Here is a 24,473-nt window from a genome sequence, read left to right on the forward strand (position 1 = left end):
TTTATATTCGTTGCGTTATTGCACGACACGCTTGAGCGTCACGATCAGGCCCGACTTCAAAGTACTGGAATAAAGTCCGTCATGTTGTCGGCTGAAGAACTGGATTCTGGAGCCTTCCTTTCCGGTGATGGACAGACCGTCCGGATCGGGAAACCAGCCGATGGCATTTTCCTGCAGCCAGGCACTCAGGCAGTCGGCGCCGTGGCCAAGTGTCTGGTTTGGCTCAAGGTCGATCTGGCAGGTGTTGGAAGGTTTGTCTTGCAGTACCTGCGCTTCGGGGGCGTCATGGGCGGCGGTCAGCGTCGCCTGCCAATGCCCGGCGAATACCGATGGGTCTTCGAGTCTAAGGCTGCTTGCCATGGTTGTTTCTCCAGAAATCATCATCAGCATCGGCATGAAACAGGCGACTGCCATGCGGGAAAAAGAGTTTCGAATCATAGGAAATTTCACTCCGGCGTGTAGCCTTGCGCACGTAGCGAGACGAAGCAAGCGAAGAAAACGGCGCATCAAGCGCCGCTTTCCCGTGTTACATCACGCCACGATGTCGCTGGTGGCTGCCTGGCCAACGGTGCTGACCTGGAAATCAGCCACGCCGTGCCCGGAGAAGTCCACCGACAGCAGGCTGTTGCCGCCCGAGGACGTCAGAACCGCATCACCCGCCGCACCGGTGAAGGCGCTGACGAAGTGCAGGCCTGCGCCTTTGGTGATGCCGGTCAGGTCAATTTTGTCCAGACCGCTGACGAAATCGAGGATCTGATCGATCGCACCCGGCTTGGAGTCGGAGCTGGCTGCGAACACAAAGGTGTCCGAACCCGCGCCGCCCCACAGCTTGTCGGCACCGCCGGCGCCCCAGATGATGTCGTTGCCGGCACCGCCCTTGAGCTCGTTGGCCGCGCTGTTGCCGATCAACAGGTCGTTGCCCGAACCGCCGATCGCGTTCTCGATGGTGACGCCCTTGGCGATGGACACGTTGCCCACCAGGCCGCCAACGTCGGAGAACGAGGCTTCATTGAGGTTGATCTTCTGGTTCTGGGTGAAACCCGAGAAGTCGAAGGTGTCCTTGCCGCCCGCATCCCACACCGAGAACACCAGCTTGTCGGCCGACGACGAGGCGCTGAGGAAATCGCGACCGGCGTTGGAGTTAAAGCCATAGGTGGTGTCACCGGTACGGGTGGTCAGGTTGGCGCCGTAGAGCTTCTGGATCGCTGCGATGTCATCCATCAGCGGGCCGGAGGAATAGGCTTCCACCCCGCCCTTGCTGAAGTTCTGGCTGGTGTTGCTTTCGCTCCAGTAGCTCATGACGCTGTAGCCGCGGGTGTCTTGCCCGTAGGTCGCGTCATTGTAGGTAGGGTTGCCGTTGCCGGCGTTGTAGTCGCCCGGGTGCGCCAGGCCAAGGGTGTGGCCGATTTCGTGAGTCAGGGTCTGACGACCGTAGTTGTTCAGATCCGGGTTTTTGTTTTGCGTGTAGCCACTGTTGATCAGGTACCACGACGTGCCGTCGTAACCGGCGCCGGTGCCCGGCAGATAAGCGAACGCTGCAGCGCCATCCTGGCCGCCGCTGTAGTTGCCGAAGGTCATGTGGCCGTCACCGCCCGAGGCTTTCTCGGTGAAGGTCACGTTGGCCACGTCAGCCCAGGATTGCATGGCGAGCTTGGCCTGGGCTTGTTGTTGTGCACTGAACTGACTGAACCCGCTGATCCCGTGCTTGTTCATCGTGCTGGACGATGCAGAGGTCAGGAACGTGTAGGTGAGTTCGATTTTGCCGCTGCCATCCTTGTCCTGGTAGGCAGCGCCGTCGCGCAGCAACTGGGTTGCGGCCTGGTCGACGGAAAAGGAGGGTTTGCCATTGACCGTGAGGTTGCCGCCACGATCGTACTGGTGGCTGAAGCTATTGATCTGGTTATACGCCGTGCTGGTCGCTGCCAGAGGTTGCGGCGCCGCGCCCAGCTGGAAAGCCTGTTCGGCGGTATCAATAGCGTTAGCTTTTACTTTCGACATAAACACACTTCCTTGTTTAGCAATGGAACAGTTTTTGTCCGATAGCGACAACCCCTGGCGAGATTGTCCTATCACTCGCCCAATGAAGGCGTAAGAAACCTGACACAATTTGAAATCTGTCGTCTAGCATTTTTTCGAGATCAAATTGAACTGTTCCGGGAAACTCCCGTAAACAAAGCACGTGCCGCCGAAAGAAGTTTGAAAGTGTGGTGATGTCGCCTAATTGTCTGACGATTTCTTATTTAAATATTAAATATCGGTAAGTTGTTTTTTGTTAGCAGCGTCTCACTTTGCTGCACTTTACCGATGCAATGCCAGTGTATTGATATCAAGTAGATTCAACAGAAAATAGTCAGGCGAGGGCTGTGCCGCCCTCGCCTTTTTTCCTTCAGCTGCCGGTCCGAATCTTGTTCCACACCCGAGTCCGAATCCGGTCGATGTTCAGCGGCATCGCTTCCAGTGCGAACAGCTTGCCCATCATTTCCGGGCTCGGATAAACCTTGGTGTCGTTCTTGATCGCCGGGTCGATCAGGCTGTCGGCCTGTTCGTTGCCATTGGCGTAGTGAACGTAATTGCTGATACCGGCCATCACGTCGGGCTGCAGCAGGTAGTTCATGAACGCATAGCCGGCCTTCTCGTCCGGTGCGTCGGCGGGCATGGCGACCATGTCGAACCAGATGGCGGCACCTTCCTTGGGAATTTCGTAGCCGATGTCGATGCCGTTCTTCGCCTCTTTGGCGCGGTTTTCCGCTTGCAGGATGTCGCCGGAGAAACCGACAGCCACGCAAATGTCGCCATTGGCCAGGTCGCTGGTGTACTTCGAGGAGTGGAAATAGCTGACGTACGGCCGCACTTTCATCAGCAGCGCTTCAGCTTTCTTGTAGTCCTCGGGATTCTTGCTGTGGTGCGGCAGCCCCAGGTAATTGAGCGCTGCCGGCAACAGTTCCGGGCCGTTATCGAGGATCGCCACGCCGCATTTCTGCAGCTTTTCCATGTATTCGGGCTTGAAGATCAGGTCCCAGGAGTTCACCGGCGCGTTATCCCCCAGCACAGCCTTGACCTTGGCGATGTTGTAGCCGATGCCGGTGCTGCCCCACAGGTACGGAAAGCCGTGTTCGTTGCCCGGATCGTTGGTCTGCAAAGCCTTGAGCAACACCGGGTTGAGGTTCTTCCAGTTGGGCAACTGGCTCTTGTCGAGCTTCTTCAGCGCCCCGCCCTCGATCTGCCGCGCCATGAAGTGGTTGGACGGAAACACCACGTCGTAACCGGATTTACCGGTCATCAACTTGCCGTCGAGGGTTTCGTTGCTGTCGTAGACGTCATAGGTGACGCCGATGCCGCTGGCCTTTTCGAAGTTCTTGGCGGTGTCCGGCGCGATGTAGTCGGACCAGTTGTAAACCTTGACCGTATCCGCGGCCTGAGCAAGGGAAACGGCGAGCATCAAAGGAGCGAGCGTGAGGGTCTTTCGGATCATGGATCGATTCCTGTATTGGCTATTGTTGTTGGCAGGCAATCAAAAGGATCAAAACGTCAGAAAATCAGGACATAGGTCTTGCGCACGGTTTCCTGGATGTCCCAGATCCCGAGCGTATTGGCCGGCAACATCAGTGCGTCGCCACCTTGTATGTGCAGGGTTTCGCCGCCGTCGTCCGGGGTGAACGTGCAGCGACCGGAAATGAAATGGCAGAACTCCTGGGCGGTGATCTGCCGCCGCCAGCGCCCGGGTGTGCATTCCCAGACGCCGGTTTCGACGCCGTCGTCGCGCTCGACGCTGGTGGTCGAGGCAATCGCCACCGGCGTGCCGAGCGGCACGGCCACCGGGTTTGAATCTTCCAGTTGCAACGTGGCGGTGTTCTTGAATTGGGTGATGCTCATGGCGTTACCTGTCTGGTAGTAAACAACGTTCAGTGCATGAAACCTTCCATGAACCCGGCTACCTGACTGGCAAGCTTGCGCCGCCAGGGCGCAGTCGCTGGGTTGGCCAGGGTCTGGTCTTCGTGGACGAAGCTTTTGATGATCGCGTTGTAGCCGAGCCAGCGGCACGGTTCCGGCTCCCATGCCCGCAGCGCGTGGATCCCGCCGTCGGGCAGCACCCACGGCTGATGCGTCAGCTCGGTGTCGCGCTCGAGAATCAGATCCGCAAGCGTGCGCCCGCCCAGATTGGAAGCGCCGACACCCTCCCCGCCATAGCCGCCGGACAGCGCGATGCCGTTGGCCCGGTCACACAGCATGTGCGGTTTGAAATGCCGGGACATGCCGAGGTTGCCGCCCCAGGCGTGGGTGATCTGTACGTTTTTCAGTTGCGGAAACAGCTCGCCGAACAGGTAGCGCCGCAGTTCGACTTCATCGCGGGTCAGGTCGAAGTTATGCCGCAGTTGGCCGGCGAACTGATAACCGCCGCGGGCGCCGAAGATCAGTCGGTTGTCGGCGCTGCGCTGGCCGTAAGTGACCTGGCGGCTGAACTCGCTGAAAGCCTGGCCACGACTGAGGCCGATTTCATCCCAGGTCGCAGCGGGCAACGGCTCGGTGGCGACGATCAGGCTTTGCACCGGTAATTGATAACGGCCCAGCGGTGGCAGTGTGACGGAATAACCTTCGATGGCCGGGACGATCCAGCGGCTGCGCACACTGGCCTTGTCGGTACGCAGGCTGCCGGCCTGCCAATGGGTCACCGGGCTGTTTTCGTAGATCGTCACTCCCAGGCCTTCGACGGTTCGCGCCAGGCCGCGCACCAGTTTCGCCGGGTGAATGGTCGCCACATGCGGGGCGAAGATGGCGCCGTAAGGTTTAGCGATGCGCAGCTGCTGCACCAGTTGTTCGGGGCTGAGCCAGCGGTAATCGTCGTCGGTCAGGCCCTGAGCGTGGAGTTTTTTCAGGTATTCGCGAAGATTGGCTTCCTGCTCTGGATAGCGCGCGGCGCAATACAGCACTCCGCCCTTACGGTAGTCGCAGTCGATGCCTTCGCGCTCGAGGACGACTTCTACTTCATCGGGAATGCTGTGCAACAGGTCGAATGAAGCGCGGCGTTGTTGTGGCGACAACCCTGCCAGCAGGCGATCCTCGCCCAGCAGATTGCCCATCAACCAGCCGCCGTTGCGACCGGACGCGCCGAACCCGGCGGTTTGCGCTTCGATGATGGCGATGTTCAGGCTCGGCGCCTGTTGTTTCAGGTAGTACGCCGTCCACAGCCCGGTGTAACCGGCGCCGATGATCGCCACGTCGACATCCAGGTCCTGCGCAAGCGACGGGCGCGCGGTCAGCGGCTCGTCGAGTTGGTCCATCCACAAACTGATAGTGCGCCACGCCGGCATGCAAGACTCCGCCAATCCAGGTTTCGATGGCGTCGATCCTAGTGGCTGAACTCAGGGATTGTCTTGCGCGCGTGTCCGCAAAGAAATTTGCTTCGCATAAGCTTTCGGCGATTGCCCGGTGTGCTGGCGAAAGCAGCTATAGAAAGCCGACAGTGAATTGAACCCGGCGGCAAACGCCAGTTCGTCGATGCGCAGCGGCGGCGTGGCGCTGTCCAGCGACTGCAATAGATGTTGCAGACGCGCCTGATTGACGTAGCGGTAGAAGCTTTGCCCCAGCACTTGGTTCAGCAGGTACGAAATCTGATTGCGGCTGTATCCGCACTCCTTCGCCACCCGTTGCAGGTCGAGCTCCGGATCGAGATACGGTTGCTGGCGCTGGAAATACTGCTGCAAGTCATCGGCCATGAAGCTCAACTGGCGCGGCGACAGGCCCAAGCGACTCACCGCCGGACGCTGGCGGGTTGTCGTCGGACTTTCAGCCTGTTCGCGCACCAGCGATGCATATTCGTTGACCCGCCAGATCCGCCCGTCCTTGACCGTGATCGCTTCACTGGAGCGAAACGACACCAGCCCGTTACCACCGCGCAACGTCACTTCGTATTGAATGAATGCGGTGTTGCCGTCGATGCGGATGCGGTCGCAATGCTCCAGCGCTTCGTCGGATTCGCGTGGCATGCTGACCCGGACGTACTCACGCAGTTCTTCGAGGCCGAGCACGCGGTTCTGGAAAAAATCGTTGTACTGGATGTCCGGGTGATACAGCGCCATCACGCCATCCAGGTCCCGGTGTTTCCAGCACAGGTGATAGCGCATGACCGTTTCGGCCGTGGCCCTGGTCTGTTCCGGGCCGTCATCATCGGCGTGCATAAGGGACTCTTGGAAAAAGAACCGAGCTTGCCCAACTTCCGGCGCTGCTTCAACAACCGGTGGTGATGGCATTTTGGCGACGATTGGGTTGTATCGTGACTTACATCAAAAGAATCCTCGCAATCGCTAAATGAACTGAAAATTCTCACAGGAATTTCACATTCAGATGCTACTTTTAAAGGCAGTCACCGGTTGAGCCAATGAAGGCTCTTCCCACCTAACATGAGCAAACGGAAGCGCTCGATGAAGAAGGCGGGCAACACATGAACAAAGGGTCAAGCAAAGTCACGTTTCCCAATGCCTGCCAGCTCATGCGCTGGCATTTTCATCCCATGGGTTTCGAGGCCACTATGGATGCGCCAGGCAGTCTGGTCGCTCGCCTGTTCGATCGGGCCAGTGGCGAAACCCTGATCGCGATCGCCGGCATTCCCTGTGCCACGGTGATGAATGCGGCGGATGTGGAGCGAATAATCGAAGCCGTCGAGGACGAATTGGAGGCTTTCACTCCTCCAGAATCTCTCAAGAGTTATGCGTAACTATTTGATTTAAAACAAAAAGCCCGCCGTGTGCGGGCTTTTTCATGGGCGCTGGATTCAGGCCGTTTTCTTTTCAGGCCGATGATCGACGAAGAACGGTTTACCTTTGGCGACCCGGTCCGAGGCCCGAGGCATGTTGACCGCCTGAGTGTCCTGCGGCTCGACGTACCAGTAGCAATGGCTGACTGCGCGGGTGATGCCAACATAGGCCAGGCGCAGGATTTCGTCTTTTTGCGCGCTGTCGTACGGCTCGCTGTCGCCAGCCTTGCCCAGTCCGGCCATGCGGTACACCTGATTCTTGTACGGTGAACTGGTCAAGTGCTGGCAATCGCCCAGCAGAAAAACCGCGTCGGCCTGCAGACCTTTGGCGCTGTGATAGGTCAGTTGTTTCAGTCGACGGGACTCGTACGGCAAGCTCGAATCCACATTAACTACAGACTGAATATGCTTCTCAATCAATAACTTATCGCTGCTTTTTCGATAGAGCATCAGGATTGAATCGCCCTTTCGATAGTGTTCCGCCAGGCGCTGGCCGAGTGCCTGATCGTCGCGCTCCAGCACGTTGACTGGCTGCAACGGCCTCTCCTCGCCGCTGGCCTTGGCCTTCTTGCCCGGGATCGCCGGCGCTGCCCGGACGATGTGTTCTGCCGCGTCGATGATGTGCTGATGGCTGCGATAGTTGTCGCTGAGCATCACCCGCGTCGTGCTCGGCGACGGGAATTCCTTGTTGAACTCCATGAAGTAACTCGGCGAGCTGCCGCGCCAACCGTAGATCGATTGCCAGTCATCGCCCACGCAAAGCAGCGACGATCGCTGCGCACCTCGTCCGACGTGCATGGCCGGGCCACGACTGCGGATTTCCGAGAGGCTCGCGCGGATCCACGACACGATCTGCGGTGAAACGTCCTGAAACTCATCAATCATCAGGTGCGACATCGGCCGCAGCAGCTCATCACTGAGCAGCTTGAAGTTTTCCGGCGAATGCTCGCTGAACAGCGCGAACATCCGGTTGTAGGTCATCACCGGCGGCTTCTGATCAAGCAAATGGTCCTCAAGCGCTCGCCAGAACAGGCTTAAAGCTTCGAAGAAAAACCGGTCCGGATCGTCCTTGGCGAAACTCATGCGGCCAACGGCGTCCGGCACATCCAGGCCCAGGTTCTCGATAAAGCCTGCAGCAGCGACAAAACAATCGAGTAACGGCGCGGAAGCGAGCTCACCCTTTACCTTGTAGTCGAAGCCCGGACCGGCGCTGACATCACCCGCCAGCGTGGCCAATAAACGCTTTGACGACTCGTAACTATCTAGCCAAATCAATGGCTTACGACAGAAAGCTTGAAACAGGGTGCGCTTGACTGCCCACTCTGCACGCACCGTCAGTTTGGCGTTGGGACGGCAGACCTGCGGGCTTTCCCGTGGGTCGAAACCCAACACGACCCAGGCATCCAGGCTCGGAATGTAGCCGTGGCAATGGAACGATGCGCCATTGATTTCGAATGTCTGGCGGCTCGGTTCGATGCCCTTGATCGGCCAGGCACCGGCGCGGAGCCACATGTCCTCGATCATGTCGCACAGCTCTTCATCGCGGCGAGCCGCCAGCTCCGTTACAGCCACGCGCTTTTGCACGTCCGGGTGATCGCGTTCCAGCTCCTTGAGCTGCAAGGCGTGCCGGGACAGCGGCTGGATCAGTTGCGCAAAGCGCGGATCTTCTTTGTAGAGACGGTGGTAACAGGCGTTGAGCTGCTGGCGCTGCGCGTCGTTGATGCGCAGATCGAACGGATTGCTGTCGACGTCTTCATCTGCACCCTGCGCGCGGTGGCTGAGGTTTTCGAATGCCTGCAAGCGCTCGAACCCCGGCAGGCTACGAACCATCGGCAAGATCCGCGAGTGGAAGGTGCGCACCAGATCCCGCGCGTCTTTCTGACTGAGTGAACGATCCCACAATGCGAACAGTTCGATCAGTTTGCTGATGAAATCCTTGCGCGACTCGCGGGTGAAGGTCACCACGGTCATCGAATCCAGCTCAAATCCCAGGTAGTGAGTCAGCAGCAGGATCCGCAGCACCAGCGTGGTCGACTTGCCGGCTCCGGCGCCGGCAATCACCGAGGTTGACGGGGTATCGCTGAAAATCATCTTCCATTGCGCAACGCTTGGCTGTGCATGGGCCGGTAACAGGCGCGCGACGTCGGCTTTCATGCGCTTCTTCAGCTCTGCGCTGAGCGGCAGGCGCCAGTCGTCGAACAGGTGGTTGTCGATACCGGGTGGCCGATGCTCGGTATTGCGACTGTCGCGGATCAACAAGACCTGGCGGCCCTCTTCCAGCCCGTCAGCCTTGCCTTCCTTGTACCCGTAATCCACGCCGGCGGTATGCCCGCTGCGAAAACCGTCAGCCTGGCCGTGCAGCCACGAGGCACGGTGCTGAGCACGCAGCTGCGTCAGACCGTGGCCAAGGAAACGCGCCGCCAGGCGTTTGAACCAGGGCATCTCGGCCAGGGGACGAAGTTCGGGAGGAAGATCGGGGGTGTGTTGCGCCACGCTGACGGACTCCGGATGTGAGACTGTTGAGGGCTATGGTGTCTGCATTTGCTTTTTTGTTCTAGCGAAATGCTTACAGGTCATTGGTTTAGGTGATCAATTGAAGGTGAGATGAGACGGTTTCGAGCTTTTTAAATATCAACTGATTCGATTGGAATGCCGCACTTTTTACGCTTTTTCTCGATGATTGACTGATAGATGATGGCTGCCATCAATCACCGGTCTCGCTTCGTGGCTCAGGCATCACGCCCCATGACGAACCTTTTGAGGAGACGATCATGCTTGAACTCAGACCTTTCAGCTCGCTGGGCGGCGCCCATCACGGCTGGTTGGATGCCCATCACCATTTTTCGTTCGCCGAGTACTACGATCCGCAACGCATGAACTGGGGCAACCTGCGTGTATGGAACGACGACATCATTGCCGCTGGCACAGGCTTCCCTACTCACCCGCACCGCGACATGGAAATCATCACTTACGTGCGTGAAGGCGCGATCACCCACCAGGACAACCTGGGCAACAAGGGCCGCACCGAGGCTGGCGACGTGCAAGTGATGAGCGCCGGCACCGGGATCGCCCACAGCGAATACAACCTGGAAGCCACGGACACCAGGATTTTCCAGATCTGGATTCTGCCGACCGAAACCGGCGCACCGCCGTCATGGGGCGCCAAACCGTTCCCGAAAGGCGACCGCGAAGGTTTCGTGACTCTCGCCAGCGGCAAGGACGGTGACGATCAAAGCCTGCGCATCCGCGCCGACGCGCGTTTGGTGGCGGCCAATATCAAGGCCGGGGAAACCGCTGAATATCGCCTCGATGCCGGACGTCGTGCGTATCTGGTTCCGGCCAAGGGTGTCATTGAAGTCAACGGCTTGCGCGCACAAGCTCGCGACGGTGTGGCGGTGGCCGATGAACAGGTGTTGACCGTCACGGCGCTGGAAGACAGCGAGATCGTATTGGTGGATCTGGCCTGAACGGCGAATCACGGGCACAAAAAAGGGCGACCTCAGGGTCGCCCTTTTCCATGGTCTGGCTTTAATTAGTGCTGATCGCACCGTCTACCAGAGTTTGCGCTTCAGCCACCAGCTGCTTGAGGTGGTCGTCGCCGATGAAGCTTTCGGCGTAGATCTTGTAGATGTCTTCGGTGCCCGACGGACGCGCAGCGAACCAGCCGTTTTCGGTCATCACTTTCAGACCGCCAATGGCCTGATCGTTGCCTGGAGCCTTGCTGAGAATGCTCTGGATCTTCTCGCCCGCCAGCTCGGTCGAGGTGACCTGTTCCGGCGACAGTTTGCTCAGCAGGGCTTTCTGCTCCGGGTTGGCCTTGGCGTCGACACGCACGGAGAACGGCTCGCCCAGTTCGTCGGTCAATGCACGGTAGGCCTGGCTTGGGTCGCGGCCGGTACGGGCAGTCATTTCAGCGGCCAACAGGGCTGGGATCAGACCGTCCTTGTCGGTGCTCCATACACCGCCGTCCTTGCGCAGGAACGAGGCGCCGGCGCTTTCTTCGCCGCCAAAACCCAGCGAGCCGTCGAACAGGCCATCGGCGAACCATTTGAAGCCGACCGGCACTTCGTACAGACGACGGCCCAGACGCTTGGTCACGCGATCGATCAGACCGCTGCTGACCACGGTTTTACCCACGGCTGCGTCGGCACGCCATTGCGGACGGTTCTGGAACAGGTAGTCAATCGACACCGCCAGGTAGTTGTTCGGTGCCAACAAGCCGCCGGACGGTGTGACGATGCCGTGACGGTCGTGATCCGGGTCGCAGGCGAAGGCCACGTCAAAGCGCTCCTTCAGACCGATCAGGCCTTGCATGGCATGGCTGGACGATGGGTCCATGCGGATCTGCCCGTCCCAGTCGACGGTCATGAAACGGAACGTCGAATCGACTTCCTTGTTCACCACGTCCAGGTCCAGACGATAGTGCTCGGCAATCGCCGACCAGTAGCGCACCCCTGCTCCGCCCAGCGGATCGACGCCCAGGCGCAGTTTGGCGCCGCGAATGGCATCGAAGTCGATGACGTTGATCAGGTCGGCGACGTAGGTGTTGACGTAGTCGTGACGGTGGGTGGTGCCGGCCTTGAGCGCTTGCTCGTAGCTGATGCGTTTGACGCCGGCCAGTTTGTTGGCCAGCAGTTCGTTGGCCTTGGCTTCGATCCACTTGGTGATGTGGGTGTCGGCCGGGCCACCGTTGGTTGGGTTGTACTTGTAACCGCCGCTCTGAGGCGGGTTGTGCGACGGCGTGATGACGATGCCGTCGGCAAGACCCGTGGTGCGACCACGGTTGTAGCAGAGAATGGCGTGAGAAACCGCCGGGGTCGGGGTGTACTCATCCCCTTCGGCGATCATCACGGTCACGCCATTGGCCGCCAGTACTTCCAGGGCGCTGGCCCCGGCCGGAGTCGACAGCGCATGCGTGTCGATACCGACAAACAGCGGGCCGGTGATGCCCTGGGCTTCGCGGTACAGGCAGATCGCCTGGCTGATGGCCAGCACGTGCCACTCGTTGAAACTCAAATCAAAGGAACTGCCCCGGTGCCCTGAGGTGCCGAACGCCACACGCTGGGTGGAAACCGAGGCGTCGGGTTGACCGGTGTAATACGCCGTAACCAGTCGCGGGATGTCGACCAACAATTCTGCCGGTGCCGGTTTGCCCGCAAAAGGACTGAGTGTCATGCAAAACCTCTGAAATAGAGTGGTTCAGGAAATTACAACGGAGTTTACTGGCAGTTGCTCCGGAGCGCGATGGGGTCTATTGCGTACAAGCCGGGTGTTTTCGCGCATCTGTCCGCGGAGCCAGTCGCAACGCATCCCCAAGCAGTCCGACAAGTCTTAACAACTCGTGTTCCATGCTGCTTGTCACGCTTAGACGCAAGTGCTGTGCATGCAGGCCCTGAAGACTGAACAACTCCCCCGGCGCGATCAGTACATGCTGTCTGAGCAGCCGTTGAAACACTGAATCCATCGCGACCGGATGCGCTGAATGCAGCCAGATCGTCGCGCCGCCCTGGGGTTCGACGAGCTGCAGAACGTCGCCCAGGCGCTCTCTTATCAGCTCGACCCATCGGGTCCGACGCTCCCTGAGTATGCGCCTGAGTATCGGCAAGTGCTGTTCGACCCGCCCGCTCCCATAGAGTCGGGCAATGGCCTTCTGCCGGATCGGTGACAGGCGAAACGAACGCAACAGGAAGTGACGCTGCAAATCGGCGCGCCATTGTCGCGACAGGACAAACCCGTAGGGCGCTTCAACCCCGATGATTTTTTCGAACATGGAAAAGACCAGCAGCCGGTCGGGATCCACCAGTTCGCGCAGTGGCTCACCGTCATCTTTGTCCAGCAACTCGCCATGACAATCATTCTCCAGAACCCAGGTGCCATGATTCGCGAGCAACTGCGCGACGGCCTGGCGACTGTCCTGAGGTATACGGCTCCCGTGGGGCATGTTCAATTTCGAGGACAGCAGGATCAGCCGTACCCGCTCGGTTTCGAGCAGCCTCTGCAGTGTATGCAGATCGAGCGCCCCGTCTGGTTGAATCGGGAGTTCGATGACCCGGACTTCGGCAGACTCAAGCAGGCGCAGGATCATCCAGTCACAAGGCGACTCGACGACTACGGTTGCGTGGCGCAATTGGAGCACTGCGATCAGGATCTCCAGCACTCCTCTCAGATCGGCACCGATGTATACATCCTCGGCGTGCCAGCAATGCTTCGCCGATGAGGTGTAGCGAGCCGCCAGCAATGTGCGCAGTTCCAGCTCTCCGCACGGCTGGGCAGGCGCTTGCAAGTGCTGGGGATACTGGCGCAACAGTTCTCGCTCAATCGTCAGCAAGGGGCGATCCAGGGGCTGGACCAAGGCCGGCTCATCGGCACTCAGTACGTGCATGCCGGCGCATCTGGCGTTGACGTAGACCGTTTCCAGCAAATCACTGCCGCGACCGGGCGGCATGATCGTGGATGTCGCCTGCGCAAAGTAACCTGATTTGGCCACGGAATAGACCCGGCCTTCTTTCTCCAACAGTGCGTAGGCGTACTGAATGGTCGAGATCGATACGTTCAAACGCTCGGCCAGTTGCCTTAACGATGGCAGTCGAACAGGTCCCTGATTGCTCGGTTCGCTGATCAGTTGCGTCAGGTAGCGATACACCGCCTGATAGGCAAAATCGGACGCTTGCGACTCACTCATGTCCAGATGCCCGCAGACACATCCGCGTGACGGAGCAGCAAATTCGCACTCAACCTTCCGCCGATCGGTCACTCGCAGTGACCTCGTGCTCGGGCAGCTCATGCGTCTTGGCGTGATCGCCCATCCGGACTGCATCCATTGCATACAACCGGCAGATCAGGCGCAAAGGCATGCCGCTGACATCGGTCATCCATTGCAAGACCTGCTCTGGCGCGTGCAGGCCTTGCATGGCACGGTGCAGATCCGGCATGGCGACCAGCATGCCGGGATGGCAGGTTCGCAGGAAGCGTTCAAGGCCGGCGCCGGCATTGATGAACGGCGCGAACAACAGGCAAACCAGCTGCGGCTCGTTGAGGCCGAAATTCTTTTGCAACGCCGCCGCTGCCAGCGCCCGCTGTCCGACGGGATCGGACAGATTGCAGAATGTGGCAATGAAACGTTCGCAAATCTGTTCGGGTGTGTTCCTGCGGCGCATCGCCGCCAGGTATTGCTGCAGATAGTCCGATACACCGGCTTCGTAGTCGCGCCCTTCGATATAACTGGCTTGCAACCCCTTCAGGTAGGCGCCCACCAAGGGGTCGGTGCATTCACCGGTGCGGGCTTCAAGCATCAGGTCATCGGCCTGAAACCCGAGGAAATCGCTGAGCAAGGGCCAGCGTTCCTCCATTTTGCCGACGACCATATCGTCGATGCCGATATAGCCGGTTCGACGACAGGCTTCGAATTCGCCAAGCGGCCGCCAGGGTACCCGATCATCCTGGGAATAGACTTCGCGAAAGCAATCGCCACCGACGCTATCGAGCAATCCGAACAATTCATCGAACCCACCTCCCTTTCGCGCCAGTCCGCCAAGGCCGGCCTTGCGCACTGCGCGGTCCAGACCGTCGATAAATTGCTCCTGACGGCGCGCGTTGTCGCTACTGATCAAGGCGTCGACACCGTTATTCCAGCGGGCGACCTGACCGTAGAATTCGGCAGTGGTCAGAAACAGGTCGTCCCAGAGTGTCAGATCTTCATCCCATCCACGGCGATGCCCTATCATCAGCAGGTTGAGTCTGCCGGCCTCGCGCCCCTCGTCGCAGACAGGTGCCAGATGGTTGAACGGCAGGATCTCGCGATGATCCACCATCAAAAGCTCGACCCTTGGATCGTCGTGCAGGAACAGCGCGCTGAAGCTGCGATGCATGTTGTGCAATGCCGAAGCCGGTACGCCATTGCAACGCAGCGTCGCGACCCTCAACTGGAATGTGGCAGGTGCTCGGCCGGCAATGCTCAGTTGCGCTGCACGTAACAAGGCCAGGCTGTAGCAACAGTCGCGTGTGCCGGATTGAGTCACCAATACCTTGAATTCACCGATACGCTCCATGCCCCCGGCAGCAACCGCAATGCGCTGGATCAATAGCTGCAATGCCGTTCGTTCGGCACGGGAAAAGAAACTCAGCAGTCTCTGCAATACTTGCTGGTAGACATAATTCATTGCCTGATCATGGATCGTGCTCATCAGTACTTCACCCGGTATCAAAGGTTTTATATCACGCACCCACGCGGGGCGAGCGCGCAATCACGCTTCATTAATTAATAGACGCTGAAATGCTAACACTTAAGTTTTTGTAGTTATTTGAAACAGTTATGCGCGTGGCATTTAGTCATCATGACCAATGCGAGCTCAGGCCCCGTCATTGCAGGGCTCTCGGTAAGCTTTAGTTTTCCTAGGAAACTTCTTACAAGACCCTGCACATAATGAGCACAAGAAATAAAGAAGGGATTACATGGATCCCCTACAAACTTTAAACAGAAGTTTGAAGTGCGATGATAAACAGCTGATCGATACTGCATGGGACAAATAGAATGCACAGACATAGCTCATTCCTTGAGATGAAAGTAGTCATTCAATTATCAGGGTCTGGAGGGCAATTAGAAGATACAGATCAAGAGCAAAAACCAGTTCAGTTGCTGAACGTCCCCAGGTGTCTGACCCAGGGGTTCTTGATGTCTGAAGGATAAAACGCACAAGAGTCCGTGGGGCCACGGACTCTGATTGGAAAGGTCAGGCAGTTTCGATTTGCAGGGCAACCCGCTCGCGGCACGGACATTCATCCATGTAGCGGTGAGCTTCGACAAACTCGTTGAACGGGAAAACCCGGGTCTTGAGCGGAAGCAGTACACGGTCAGCGGTGAGTTGGTTGATATCACGCAAGGCACGCTGCAAGGCGACGTGATCCTGGATGATGCCCAGCTCCGGCTTGCCGGTGAAGTTGCCGATGCAGTGCACGAAGAACTGAATGTTCTTCTGGAACGCCGCACAGGCCGGGAACGGCGTCTGGTTGCCACCCTGCAAGCCGTACAGCACCAGGCTGCCACGGGGTGCCAGTACATCACCGAGCAGCGACATCTGTGGCCCGCCGAGACCATCGAACACCACATCGACGCCGCGGTTGTCGGTGATCTTGTTGATTCGCATCAACAGGTCTTCTTCTTCGGTGACGATTACTTTTTCGGCACCGAGAGACAGCAGATACTCACGTTCCTCCGCCGTTTTGGTGGCAGCAATCACCCGCACACCCAGCGCCTTGCCCAACTGGACAAAGGATGGACCGGCACAGTGGCTGGCGTCGGTCACCAGGGCGAACTGCCCGGGTTTGACCCGTGCCAGATCAACGTAACCAAAATAGGCAATCAACAACGGCGTGTAATGCACGCTGGCTTCAACCGGGCTGAGCACGTCCGGATACCGGGTCAGCGCGGTGCGCGGCAGAACGATCAGTTCGCCGTAGACCGGGTAATCGTTGGGGCTCTCGGCCGGGAAGCTGGCCACCTTGTCGCCCACCGCCAGATCTTCGACACCGTCGCCGATCGCTGTGACCACGCCGGCCATTTCATGACCGAGGCCCGAAGGCAGACGCGCCTGGGACGACGCCAGATTCTGACGCCAGAGCGTGTCATACCAGCTGATGCCGATCGCCTCGACACGCACCTGCACTTCGCCAGGACCTGGCTGAGCAGCCGCATGCTCTTCGCATTTGAGCACCTCGGCCGGACCAAACTTGTGAAAACGGATCGTGCGGGACATCGCAAACCTCGTCAAAGTAACCTCTAATGCCATGAACTCTATCTGGGCTTTCCAGCCAAGACTATCAGTGGCTATTAATAGTCGACATGCCTGTCATTGATTCCGCAGCATGGCCAGCATTGAAAATATCCATGAAAAAACTGCTGCCGCCTTCTCAGTAAAGCTGAATTACCCGGTGCAGAGTACCAGCCTTTCCCCGTAAGATTCATGCCGGCCATTGTTCTCATATGGTCGCTCTCGTCAAGCTTGATGACTCTGCCAGGACTCCAGATGAATCGTAATGACCTGCGTCGTGTCGACCTCAACCTGTTGATCGTGTTCGAAACGCTGATGCATGAGCGCAGCGTGACCCGTGCGGCGGAAAAGCTGTTCCTCGGACAGCCGGCGATCAGCGCGGCGCTATCGCGCCTGCGCGGCCTGTTCGACGATCCCTTGTTCGTGCGCACCGGACGCAGCATGGAACCTTCCGCCCGCGCGGTGGAAATCTTCGCCCTGCTCTCCCCGGCCCTGGACTCGATTTCCACCGCCGTCAGCCGTGCAGCGGAATTCGACCCGGCCACCAGCACTTCGGTATTTCGCATCGGCCTGTCGGACGATGTCGAATTCGCATTGCTGCCGATGCTGCTCAAGCGCCTGCGCGCCGAGGCGCCCGGCATTGTGCTGGTGGTGCGTCGCGTCAACTACATCCTGATGCCCGGCCTGCTCGCCTCCGGCGAAATCTCCATCGGCGTCAGCTACACCACCGATTTGCCGGCTAACGCCAAGCGCAAGGTTCTGCGCCGTAGCGCCCCTAAATTGCTGCGCGCCGATACTGTCCCGGGCCCATTGAGCCTCGACGATTACTGCGCCCGACCGCATGCGCTGGTGTCGTTTGCCGGCGACCTCAGTGGTTTCGTCGATGAAGAACTGGAAAAACTCGAACGTAAACGGCATGTGGTCCTGGCGGTGCCGCAGTTCAATGGACTGGGTACGCTGCTGGCGGGCACCGACATCGTAGCGACCGTCCCCGATTACACGGCGGAAGCCCTGACAGCCGCTGGCGGCCTGCGCGCCGAAGACCCACCGCTGCCGACACGCACGTTCGAGCTGCACATGGCCTGGCGCGGGTCGCAGGATAACGATCCGGGTGAGCGGTGGTTGCGATCGCGGATTCAGATGTTCTTCGGCGACCCTGACAGTCTCTAGGTTTCGCCGGGCGGGCTGTTCATCTGATCATTTCTGGCTTTTCATGGATCCTGGAAATCCAGTCACTTCCAGTGCACTTCGCGATTACAGCCCACCCGCTACCGGTACCCAAGGCTGTAGCGTGCAAGCCGGATCAAAGGTGCAACGCGGGTTTGGCCTGGCGAACGCCATGTACAGAAGGCACGCGGACCCGCAGAGCAATCAGCAGCGCGGCCAGTAGCATCAGCGCGGCCGCTGCGACGAATACGCCTGCGCTCCCACCGAGGCTGAATACCGCACCGCCAGCGGCGGCGCCTGTTGCGATGGCCGACTGCACAGACGCCACCACCATGCCTCCAGCGCTTTCCGCCTGATCAGGTACCGCGTTGGCGACCCAGTTCGACCACGCCACCGGCACACCACCAAAGGCCAGCCCCCAGATCGCCAGCAATACCGCCTGCCCCGGCACCGTCGCCGGCAACAGCACCAACGCCAGTGCTGCGACGCCGACCAGCGCGGGCATCAACACCAGAGTGGCCAGCGGGTAGCGCTCCAGCAGCTTCCCGGCTAACAACGTGCCGACGAAGTTCGCCACACCGAACCCCAGCAGCATCAGCGACAGCCCTTGCGGGCCGATGCCGGTAGTCCCTTCAAGGAATGGCCGAACATAAGTGAACATCGCGAAGTGCCCGCTGTGCACCAGTACACAACCGAACATGCCCATGGCGATGCCCGGACGCTGCAACACCTCGAAAACGGTGCGCAGTCTTGCCGGCCGGCGCGGCGCGAGGCGCGGCAGAGTGAGCGACTGGAAAGCCAGGGTCACCATGCCTACCGCCGCCGCTGCAAAGAACGCGCTGCGCCAGCCATATAACCCGCCCAGATAACTGCCCAGCGGCACTGCAACTACCGTCCCAATGGCTATGCCGCTGAAAATGATCGAAAGCGCCCGAGGCAACAAGGCACTCGGCACCAGGCGCATCGCTACCGCTGCCGCCATGCTCCAGAACCCGCCAAGGGCAATACCCAGCAAGATGCGCATCAACAACAGCACCGCGAAGCTGGAGGAAACGGCGACCAACAGATTCGAGGCGACCATCAACGTGGAAAAGCCCAGTAACACCCAACGTCGGTCGATGCCGCGGGTCAGGCCTGGCACCAACAAGCCAGCGAACAGCGCCACCACGGCTGTCACCGTCACCGCCTGGCCAGCCAGCGCTTCGGACACTCCCAGGTCGGTAGCCATCAGCGTCAACAAACTCGCCGGAAGGTACTCAGCGGTGAGTAACCCGAACACACCCATTGCCAACGAGAAGACGGCCATCCACGCGGGCGTCGCAGGCTCTACATCCGCGCCGACGCCGCAATGGCGGTCGGATACGGCGTTACATACACAGTCAGTCATTGCACGGATCTCCCAATGTTCATTGCGAGCCGAGTCTAGGCGCCGAAAACTGGATGATCTATGATCCAAAGTCTCTATTTTTTGATCAAAACACCTGAACGATGCCTGCAGACCAATTTGCTCTTTCCTCGGACCTCATCAACGAGCTGTTGCGCGGCATGCGCCTGCGTGGCGTTGAATACCGGCGTATCCAGGCGGGTCCAACGTTCGGATTGAGCTTCGCGGAAAAACCTGGGCACGCCTGGTTCCACTTCATGGCCATCGGCAATGCGCAATTGCGAATGGAGGACGGCAACAGGTACGCGCTGTCTGCCGGCAACGCCGTGTTCATCTCCCATGGCGCGGCCCATCAACTGTTTTCCCATCCGGACGCGCCTGTCCAAGACATCGACGGTCTAGACGGCGAAACCTTGGGTGACACCGTCAGCGCGGTGGATACCGGAGCCGATGCCAGCCCAACGCCGAGCACTGTTTTGTTCAGTGGTTGCATGGAGTTTGAGCTGGGCAGTATCCATGGCCTTGGCCGGCTGATGCCGGGCCTGATGCTGATTGATGCCGGTGGCCAGCGTTATCCCGGGCTGGTACCGATCCTGACCACCATGGAGCGCGAGGTCAGCGCCGCCCGCGTGGGCTTTGCCGGCATCCTCGCACGGTTGGCCGACGTGGTGGCCGCCATGGTCGTTCGCGGCTGGGTCGAGTGTGCCTGCGGCAATGCTTCGGGTCTTATCGCCGCCTTGCGTGATCCACGCTTGGCCGGTGCACTGCTTGCGCTTCATCAACAACCGGGCCGCGACTGGACCGTTGCGCAGTTGGCAGAGCACTGTAATACCTCACGTTCGGTATTCGCGGAGCGCTTCCAGGTCACGATTGGCATGACTCCGCTGCGCTACGTGACCGAACTGCGAATGCGGCTTGCAAGCCAGTGGCTGACGCTCGAAAGGCTGCCGATCGAAGAGGTGGCGCAGCGTTTGGGTTATACATCCCAGGCTGCGTTCAGTCGTGCATTCAAGCGCATTACGGGCAGGACACCGGGTTTGAGTCGCAAGGCGAGGCAGTCCGCGACTACTTGAAGTCCAGCGCACGGAGTCAATGATCCTCGCCTCTGAGTCATTTGCCGCCGGTTACGTCGAGGAATGTACCGGTAACAAATGATGCTTCTGCACCAGCCAGCCACAAAATGGCCCGCGCCACTTCCTCCGGCTGCCCGCCCCGGCCCATCGGGATCGAGTCCTTGACCCGATCGACCCGCCCCGGCTCGCCGCCGCTGGCGTGCATGTCGGTATAGATGTGCCCCGGGCGGATACAGTTGACGCGAATGCCCTCACGGGCCACCTCTTTGGCGAACCCGATGGTGAACGTTTCCAGCGCGCCTTTCGATGCTGCGTAGTCGACATATTCATTCGGACTGCCCAGACGGGCCGAGGCCGACGACACATTGATCACCACGCCGCCCGCACCGCCGTGCCGCAGGGACATGCGCTTCACGGCCTGTTGGGCGCACAGGATCGGCCCGAGAGCATTGACCGCAAAGATGCGTTGCATGCGCGCGAAGCCCAGGTCCTCCAGGCGTGACTGTTGCGCCAGCACGCCAGCGTTATTGACCAGGACATCGATGCGCCCGAACCCGCGGTCGATCGCGGTAAAAAGACTCGCGACCTGCTCGGGGTCGGCGCTGTCGGCGCGCATCGCCAACGCCTTGCGACCCAGCGCTTCGACATCCGCCGCCACTGCCAGCGCGGCGGACTCATTGGCAACGTAACTGATCGCGACATCGTAGCCTTGAGCAGCAGCGAGTCGGGCGGTGGCGGCGCCCACTCCCCGACTGCCACCTGTGATCAGAATCAGCGGAGCCTGCGAGACGTTGACCATGAAAACTACTCCTTAGCAGATGATGCCGAGTCAGCCGATGATGATCGCGCCGCAGGCGATCACCACACAGGCCAGCATCCGGCGGACGGTAAGGGTTTCACCGAGGAACAAGTAACCAAGCAACGCCGCGAACAGCACGCTGGTTTCGCGCAAGGCTGACACCGCGCCCAGCGGGGCTTCGTTCATCGCGTAGATAACGATTGCATAGGCAAGCAGAGAGACCAGCCCGCCCATTGCCGCAGCGAACATTCCGGGCCGAATCGAAAACAGGCTGCGGGCATCGCGCAGAACGATGTAGACCACCGGCATCAGCACGCCCCACAAGGCACTCATCCACACCGTGTAGGCCAGCGGCGCGCCGGACAGCCGCGCGCCAATGCCGTCGACCACGCTATAAGCCGCGATAAAGCAGCCGGTTCCCAATGCGTAAGGCAGGCTGGGCACCGACAGGCTGCGTCCCCGGAAGGCCAGCGAAATGATCCCGCCAGACACCAGAGCAATGCCGAGCAATTCGCCGGGGGTGATGGTTTCGCCGGCAAACAATGCGGCGCCCAGCGTGATCAACGCGGGCGATGAGCCGCGCGAAATCGGATAAATCTGTCCCAGATCGCCGACCCGGTAACTGCGCACCAGAAACAGGTTGTAGCCAACGTGCAGCAATGCCGACAGCAGCGCATACCCCCAGCTCTGAGGCGCAGGCGCCACCATGAACATCGCGGCAACTGCACAGACTATGGCAATTGCAACGCACATCACCGTCATCGACCAGAGCCGATCGGCACCGCCGCGCAGCAATGCATTCCAGCCGGCGTGCAGCAGCGCGGCGAACAGGACAAGGAGGACGAGATGAGTAGGCATTGGCCATTTTAGGCAGCCCGAACGGTCGGATTACAGAGAAGACTCCTCATTGCTCCATGAGTGATTATTCATGCCTTCAAACCTGCCCGCCTTGCACTTTGAGCGCCTCACCGAGCAGCCATTCGCGAAAACTCTCAATGTGCGGCTGCGTCTCAACGCCCTTGGGGCAAACGAAGTAGTAGGCGAGCGGTGACTGAAACGGCACATCGAACAGCCGCACCAGACGGCCATCGCCGATTTCCTTCTCGACATGCCCGCTGCGTACCAGGGCAATGCCATGGCCGAGCAAAGCCGCCTCCACCGTCATATTGGTATCGCCAAACCTGACGCTTTCCCGTAGCGGCAAAAATGCCAGCCCGACGGACTGGAACCACGCTTCCCATTTCGGTGCCAGTTCAGCGCCGTCACGTGCCAGCAGCGGCAACTGCAACAAATCGGCGGGACTGCCCGGCACTCCGACGCGTTGCAGCAGTTCGGGACTGGCCACAGGGAAAACCTGCTCACCGAACAAAAACTGTGAATACAGACCGGGATAGTTGCCCTTGCCCAAGCGGATCGCGACATTGGCTTCGCTGCTGGCGAAATGGATGACCTTGTCCGTGGTGTCCAGCGACACCAACAGTTCCGGGTGCTGGCGGGCCAGGCTCGGCAAGCGTGGCAGCAACCATTTCAACGCAAAGGAATAGGTTGTGCTGACGCTGAGCCGGACCCTGCCCTTTTGCTCACGCAGATCGGCCAGCGTCGCCTCAAGGCTCATGAAGAACTCACGCACAATCGGCGCCAGGGTAGCGCCCGCAGGCGTAAGGCGTAACGACTTGCCCCGTTCAAACAGCTGCAAGCCCCAAAGTTCTTCCAGATGCCGAAGCTGATGGCTGACCGCGCTCTGGGTCACATGCAATTCCTGCGCGGCGGCGGTGAACGTCGGGTGCCGGGTGGATACTTCGAAAGCACGCAAGGTTGCGGCCGGGGGCAGATCTCTCATAAACAAAGGGTCCGGGATTGGCAAAACATCGAGGTATGAGTATCAGGTCATGTTAGAGCGAAATGTTGTGGGTTGCCTGTTCCGGGTAACAGGACTCTTGATGTTGGCGTAATGCTCCAGCAGCCAGGCGAGGTCTTTGTAAACAAGCGCCATATGCTCCGCAAGGATGTCGAAGCTCGGTAACTTCAGCGCAGCATTTAATCGCCGCATAATCCTCACCCAGCAATTTCGCCTGCGACAGTTGCCGATCGCGCAACACAGAATTGTCATCAGGCCAATTGATAGCCCCCTAACGAAAGGCGCATGCTAGAGGGCTTCTCTCGGGCTTATATCATTCCGAATGATAGTTACCTTCGTGTCATTCGATTCGTTTTGCTATCGACCCGCCGAGCATCATCCGCCCATCTTCAATACATTGGCGGATGCATCCATGGAACAATCACTCAAACATTTGCGCTTCCCGTTGGCTCTGTTGGCCGTGCTGGTGATGAGCGCCTGCGGCAAGACTCCGGAAACCGCGGCGGCCATGCCTGCTGCCAAGGTCAGCGTGGCCAAGGTGCTGGAACAACCGGTCAACGAGTGGGACGAATTCACCGGGCGCCTCGAAGCGCCGGAAACCGTTGAAATCCGTCCGCGGGTCTCCGGCCAGATCGACGAAGTCGCCTTCACCGAAGGTGCTCTGGTCAAGAAAGGCGACCTGCTGTTCCAGATCGACCCGCGTCCGTTCCAGGCTGAGGTCCGCCGCCTCGAAGCGCTGGTTGCCCAGGCCCGTGCCAATGCCACACGCAGCGAAAACGAAGCCGGCCGTGGCGAACGCCTGCGTGCCAGCAACGCCATCTCCGCCGAATTGGCCGACTCGCGTACCAGCGCTGCACAAGAAGCCCGAGCCGCTGTCGGCGCGCTGCAAGCGCAACTGGATCTGGCCAAACTCAACCTGAGCTTCACCCGCGTCACCGCGCCAATCAGCGGCCGCGTCAGTCGTGCCGAAATCACCGCGGGCAACCTGGTGACCGCCGACACCACTCCGCTGACCAGCGTGGTTTCCACTGACAAGGTCTACGCCTACTTTGACGCGGACGAACGTGTGTTCCTCAAATACACCCAGCTCGCCCGTCAGGGTCAGCGCGGCGCCACTACCCCGGTGTACATGGGCCTGTCCAATGAAGACGGCAACCCGCACCTGGGCCAAATGAACTTCGTCGACAACCAGGTCAACCCGAAAACCGGCACCATCCGTGGTCGCGCCGTGTTCGACAACAGCGACGGCACTTACACCCCGGGCCTGTATGCACGCCTGAAACTGGTCGGCAGCGGCACCTACAACGCCATGCTGATCAACGATGAAGCGGTCGGTACCGACCTCGGCAAGAAGTTCGTGCTGGTGATGGATGGCGACAACAAGACCGTCTACCGCGCCGTCGAGCTCGGTCCGAAGATCGAAGGCCTGCGTATCGTGCGCAGCGGCCTGAACAAGGACGACACGATCATCGTCAAGGGTCTGCAACGGGTTCGTCCTGGCTCGCCGGTTACGCCTGAAGTGATCCCGATGGCCAGCGAGCAAACCATTGCCGCTCTCGCTCAACAACGACAAGCGCTGGAAGCCAGCAACCCGCCCAAAGTCGCACCAGCCAAAGGCGCGCCGGGTTCGGTTGTGAAACTGGCTGCTGCGACCCCACGCGGTTAAGGGACGAC

At 59.6% G+C, this 24,473-nt stretch carries 20 protein-coding genes; 5 read left to right on the forward strand and 15 right to left on the reverse strand.

Features of this window, described 5'->3' with window-relative positions:
* Positions 1 to 15: 15 nt before the first annotated feature.
* The 6 genes from CAF80_RS07280 to CAF80_RS07305 form a co-directional block, all read right to left on the reverse strand.
* Complete coding sequence (locus tag CAF80_RS07280) at positions 16 to 438, reverse strand: AprI/Inh family metalloprotease inhibitor (RefSeq protein WP_170928271.1); 423 nt, start codon at positions 436 to 438, stop codon at positions 16 to 18.
* Between the two features lie 93 nt (positions 439 to 531).
* The gene (locus tag CAF80_RS07285; RefSeq protein WP_085667063.1) at positions 532 to 1,998 is read right to left on the reverse strand and encodes a serralysin family metalloprotease; all 1,467 of its coding nucleotides are present in this window, start codon (positions 1,996 to 1,998) and stop codon (positions 532 to 534) included.
* A gap of 388 nt (positions 1,999 to 2,386) precedes the next feature.
* A complete protein-coding gene (locus CAF80_RS07290; RefSeq protein ID WP_039768314.1) occupies positions 2,387 to 3,472 on the reverse strand; it encodes a polyamine ABC transporter substrate-binding protein in 1,086 nt (361 codons plus the stop codon).
* 56 nt (positions 3,473 to 3,528) lie between these two features.
* Entirely contained in the window at positions 3,529 to 3,873 is a 345-nt protein-coding gene (locus tag CAF80_RS07295) for a cupin domain-containing protein (protein WP_039768313.1), read from the reverse strand.
* 29 nt (positions 3,874 to 3,902) lie between these two features.
* Complete coding sequence (locus CAF80_RS07300; RefSeq protein ID WP_039768312.1) at positions 3,903 to 5,309, reverse strand: FAD-binding oxidoreductase; 1,407 nt, start codon at positions 5,307 to 5,309, stop codon at positions 3,903 to 3,905.
* Between the two features lie 51 nt (positions 5,310 to 5,360).
* Complete coding sequence (locus CAF80_RS07305; RefSeq protein ID WP_085667064.1) at positions 5,361 to 6,176, reverse strand: AraC family transcriptional regulator; 816 nt, start codon at positions 6,174 to 6,176, stop codon at positions 5,361 to 5,363.
* A gap of 263 nt (positions 6,177 to 6,439) precedes the next feature.
* On the opposite strand from CAF80_RS07305, the gene CAF80_RS07310 reads away from it, so the two are divergent.
* The gene (locus CAF80_RS07310; protein ID WP_039768310.1) at positions 6,440 to 6,712 is read left to right on the forward strand and encodes a DUF1652 domain-containing protein; all 273 of its coding nucleotides are present in this window, start codon (positions 6,440 to 6,442) and stop codon (positions 6,710 to 6,712) included.
* Positions 6,713 to 6,769: 57 nt separating this feature from the next.
* On the opposite strand, the gene CAF80_RS07315 is transcribed toward CAF80_RS07310, so the two are convergent.
* Positions 6,770 to 9,244, reverse strand: a complete 2,475-nt coding sequence (locus tag CAF80_RS07315) for a UvrD-helicase domain-containing protein (protein WP_085667065.1) — start codon at positions 9,242 to 9,244, stop codon at positions 6,770 to 6,772.
* Between the two features lie 278 nt (positions 9,245 to 9,522).
* Here CAF80_RS07315 and CAF80_RS07320 point away from each other — a divergent pair, with 278 nt between their 5' ends.
* Complete coding sequence (locus tag CAF80_RS07320) at positions 9,523 to 10,218, forward strand: pirin family protein (RefSeq protein ID WP_085667066.1); 696 nt, start codon at positions 9,523 to 9,525, stop codon at positions 10,216 to 10,218.
* Positions 10,219 to 10,279: 61 nt separating this feature from the next.
* Here the strand turns inward: CAF80_RS07320 and pgm are convergent, their stop codons facing one another.
* The 4 genes from pgm to CAF80_RS07340 all read right to left on the reverse strand — a co-directional run bounded on the left by pgm (position 10,280) and on the right by CAF80_RS07340 (position 16,503).
* Entirely contained in the window at positions 10,280 to 11,926 is a 1,647-nt protein-coding gene (pgm, locus tag CAF80_RS07325) for a phosphoglucomutase (alpha-D-glucose-1,6-bisphosphate-dependent) (protein ID WP_074690645.1), read from the reverse strand.
* A 76-nt stretch (positions 11,927 to 12,002) separates the two neighbouring features.
* On the reverse strand, positions 12,003 to 13,433 hold the full coding sequence (locus CAF80_RS07330; protein ID WP_074690646.1) for a PLP-dependent aminotransferase family protein: 1,431 nt from the start codon (positions 13,431 to 13,433) through the stop codon (positions 12,003 to 12,005).
* Between the two features lie 49 nt (positions 13,434 to 13,482).
* The gene (locus CAF80_RS07335; protein ID WP_039768300.1) at positions 13,483 to 14,934 is read right to left on the reverse strand and encodes a hypothetical protein; all 1,452 of its coding nucleotides are present in this window, start codon (positions 14,932 to 14,934) and stop codon (positions 13,483 to 13,485) included.
* Positions 14,935 to 15,480: 546 nt separating this feature from the next.
* A complete protein-coding gene (locus CAF80_RS07340; protein ID WP_039768299.1) occupies positions 15,481 to 16,503 on the reverse strand; it encodes a zinc-dependent alcohol dehydrogenase family protein in 1,023 nt (340 codons plus the stop codon).
* Between the two features lie 270 nt (positions 16,504 to 16,773).
* On the opposite strand from CAF80_RS07340, the gene CAF80_RS07345 reads away from it, so the two are divergent.
* Positions 16,774 to 17,688: a LysR family transcriptional regulator gene (locus CAF80_RS07345; RefSeq protein WP_074690647.1), complete on the forward strand. Its 915-nt coding sequence runs from the start codon at positions 16,774 to 16,776 to the stop codon at positions 17,686 to 17,688.
* A 133-nt stretch (positions 17,689 to 17,821) separates the two neighbouring features.
* On the opposite strand, the gene CAF80_RS07350 is transcribed toward CAF80_RS07345, so the two are convergent.
* Positions 17,822 to 19,072, reverse strand: a complete 1,251-nt coding sequence (locus CAF80_RS07350) for an MFS transporter (RefSeq protein WP_074690648.1) — start codon at positions 19,070 to 19,072, stop codon at positions 17,822 to 17,824.
* Between the two features lie 101 nt (positions 19,073 to 19,173).
* On the opposite strand from CAF80_RS07350, the gene CAF80_RS07355 reads away from it, so the two are divergent.
* A complete protein-coding gene (locus CAF80_RS07355) occupies positions 19,174 to 20,142 on the forward strand; it encodes an AraC family transcriptional regulator (protein ID WP_074690649.1) in 969 nt (322 codons plus the stop codon).
* A 37-nt stretch (positions 20,143 to 20,179) separates the two neighbouring features.
* Here CAF80_RS07355 and CAF80_RS07360 read toward each other — a convergent pair whose 3' ends face one another.
* The 3 genes from CAF80_RS07360 to gcvA form a co-directional block, all read right to left on the reverse strand.
* The gene (locus CAF80_RS07360) at positions 20,180 to 20,941 is read right to left on the reverse strand and encodes an SDR family oxidoreductase (protein ID WP_074690650.1); all 762 of its coding nucleotides are present in this window, start codon (positions 20,939 to 20,941) and stop codon (positions 20,180 to 20,182) included.
* Positions 20,942 to 20,971: 30 nt separating this feature from the next.
* Positions 20,972 to 21,799, reverse strand: a complete 828-nt coding sequence (locus tag CAF80_RS07365) for an EamA family transporter (protein ID WP_039768292.1) — start codon at positions 21,797 to 21,799, stop codon at positions 20,972 to 20,974.
* 76 nt (positions 21,800 to 21,875) lie between these two features.
* Positions 21,876 to 22,781 (reverse strand): transcriptional regulator GcvA, encoded by a 906-nt coding sequence (gene gcvA / locus CAF80_RS07370; protein WP_074690651.1) that lies wholly within the window; start codon positions 22,779 to 22,781, stop codon positions 21,876 to 21,878.
* Positions 22,782 to 23,211: 430 nt separating this feature from the next.
* On the opposite strand from gcvA, the gene mexE reads away from it, so the two are divergent.
* Positions 23,212 to 24,465, forward strand: coding sequence for a multidrug efflux RND transporter periplasmic adaptor subunit MexE (gene mexE, locus CAF80_RS07375; protein ID WP_085667067.1), 1,254 nt, complete (start codon positions 23,212 to 23,214; stop codon positions 24,463 to 24,465).
* The last annotated feature ends 8 nt before the right edge of the window (positions 24,466 to 24,473 follow it).

Origin of the sequence: Pseudomonas sp. B34(2017) (genome assembly GCF_002112915.1) — a bacterium.
Classification (GTDB): domain Bacteria; phylum Pseudomonadota; class Gammaproteobacteria; order Pseudomonadales; family Pseudomonadaceae; genus Aquipseudomonas; species Aquipseudomonas pharyngis.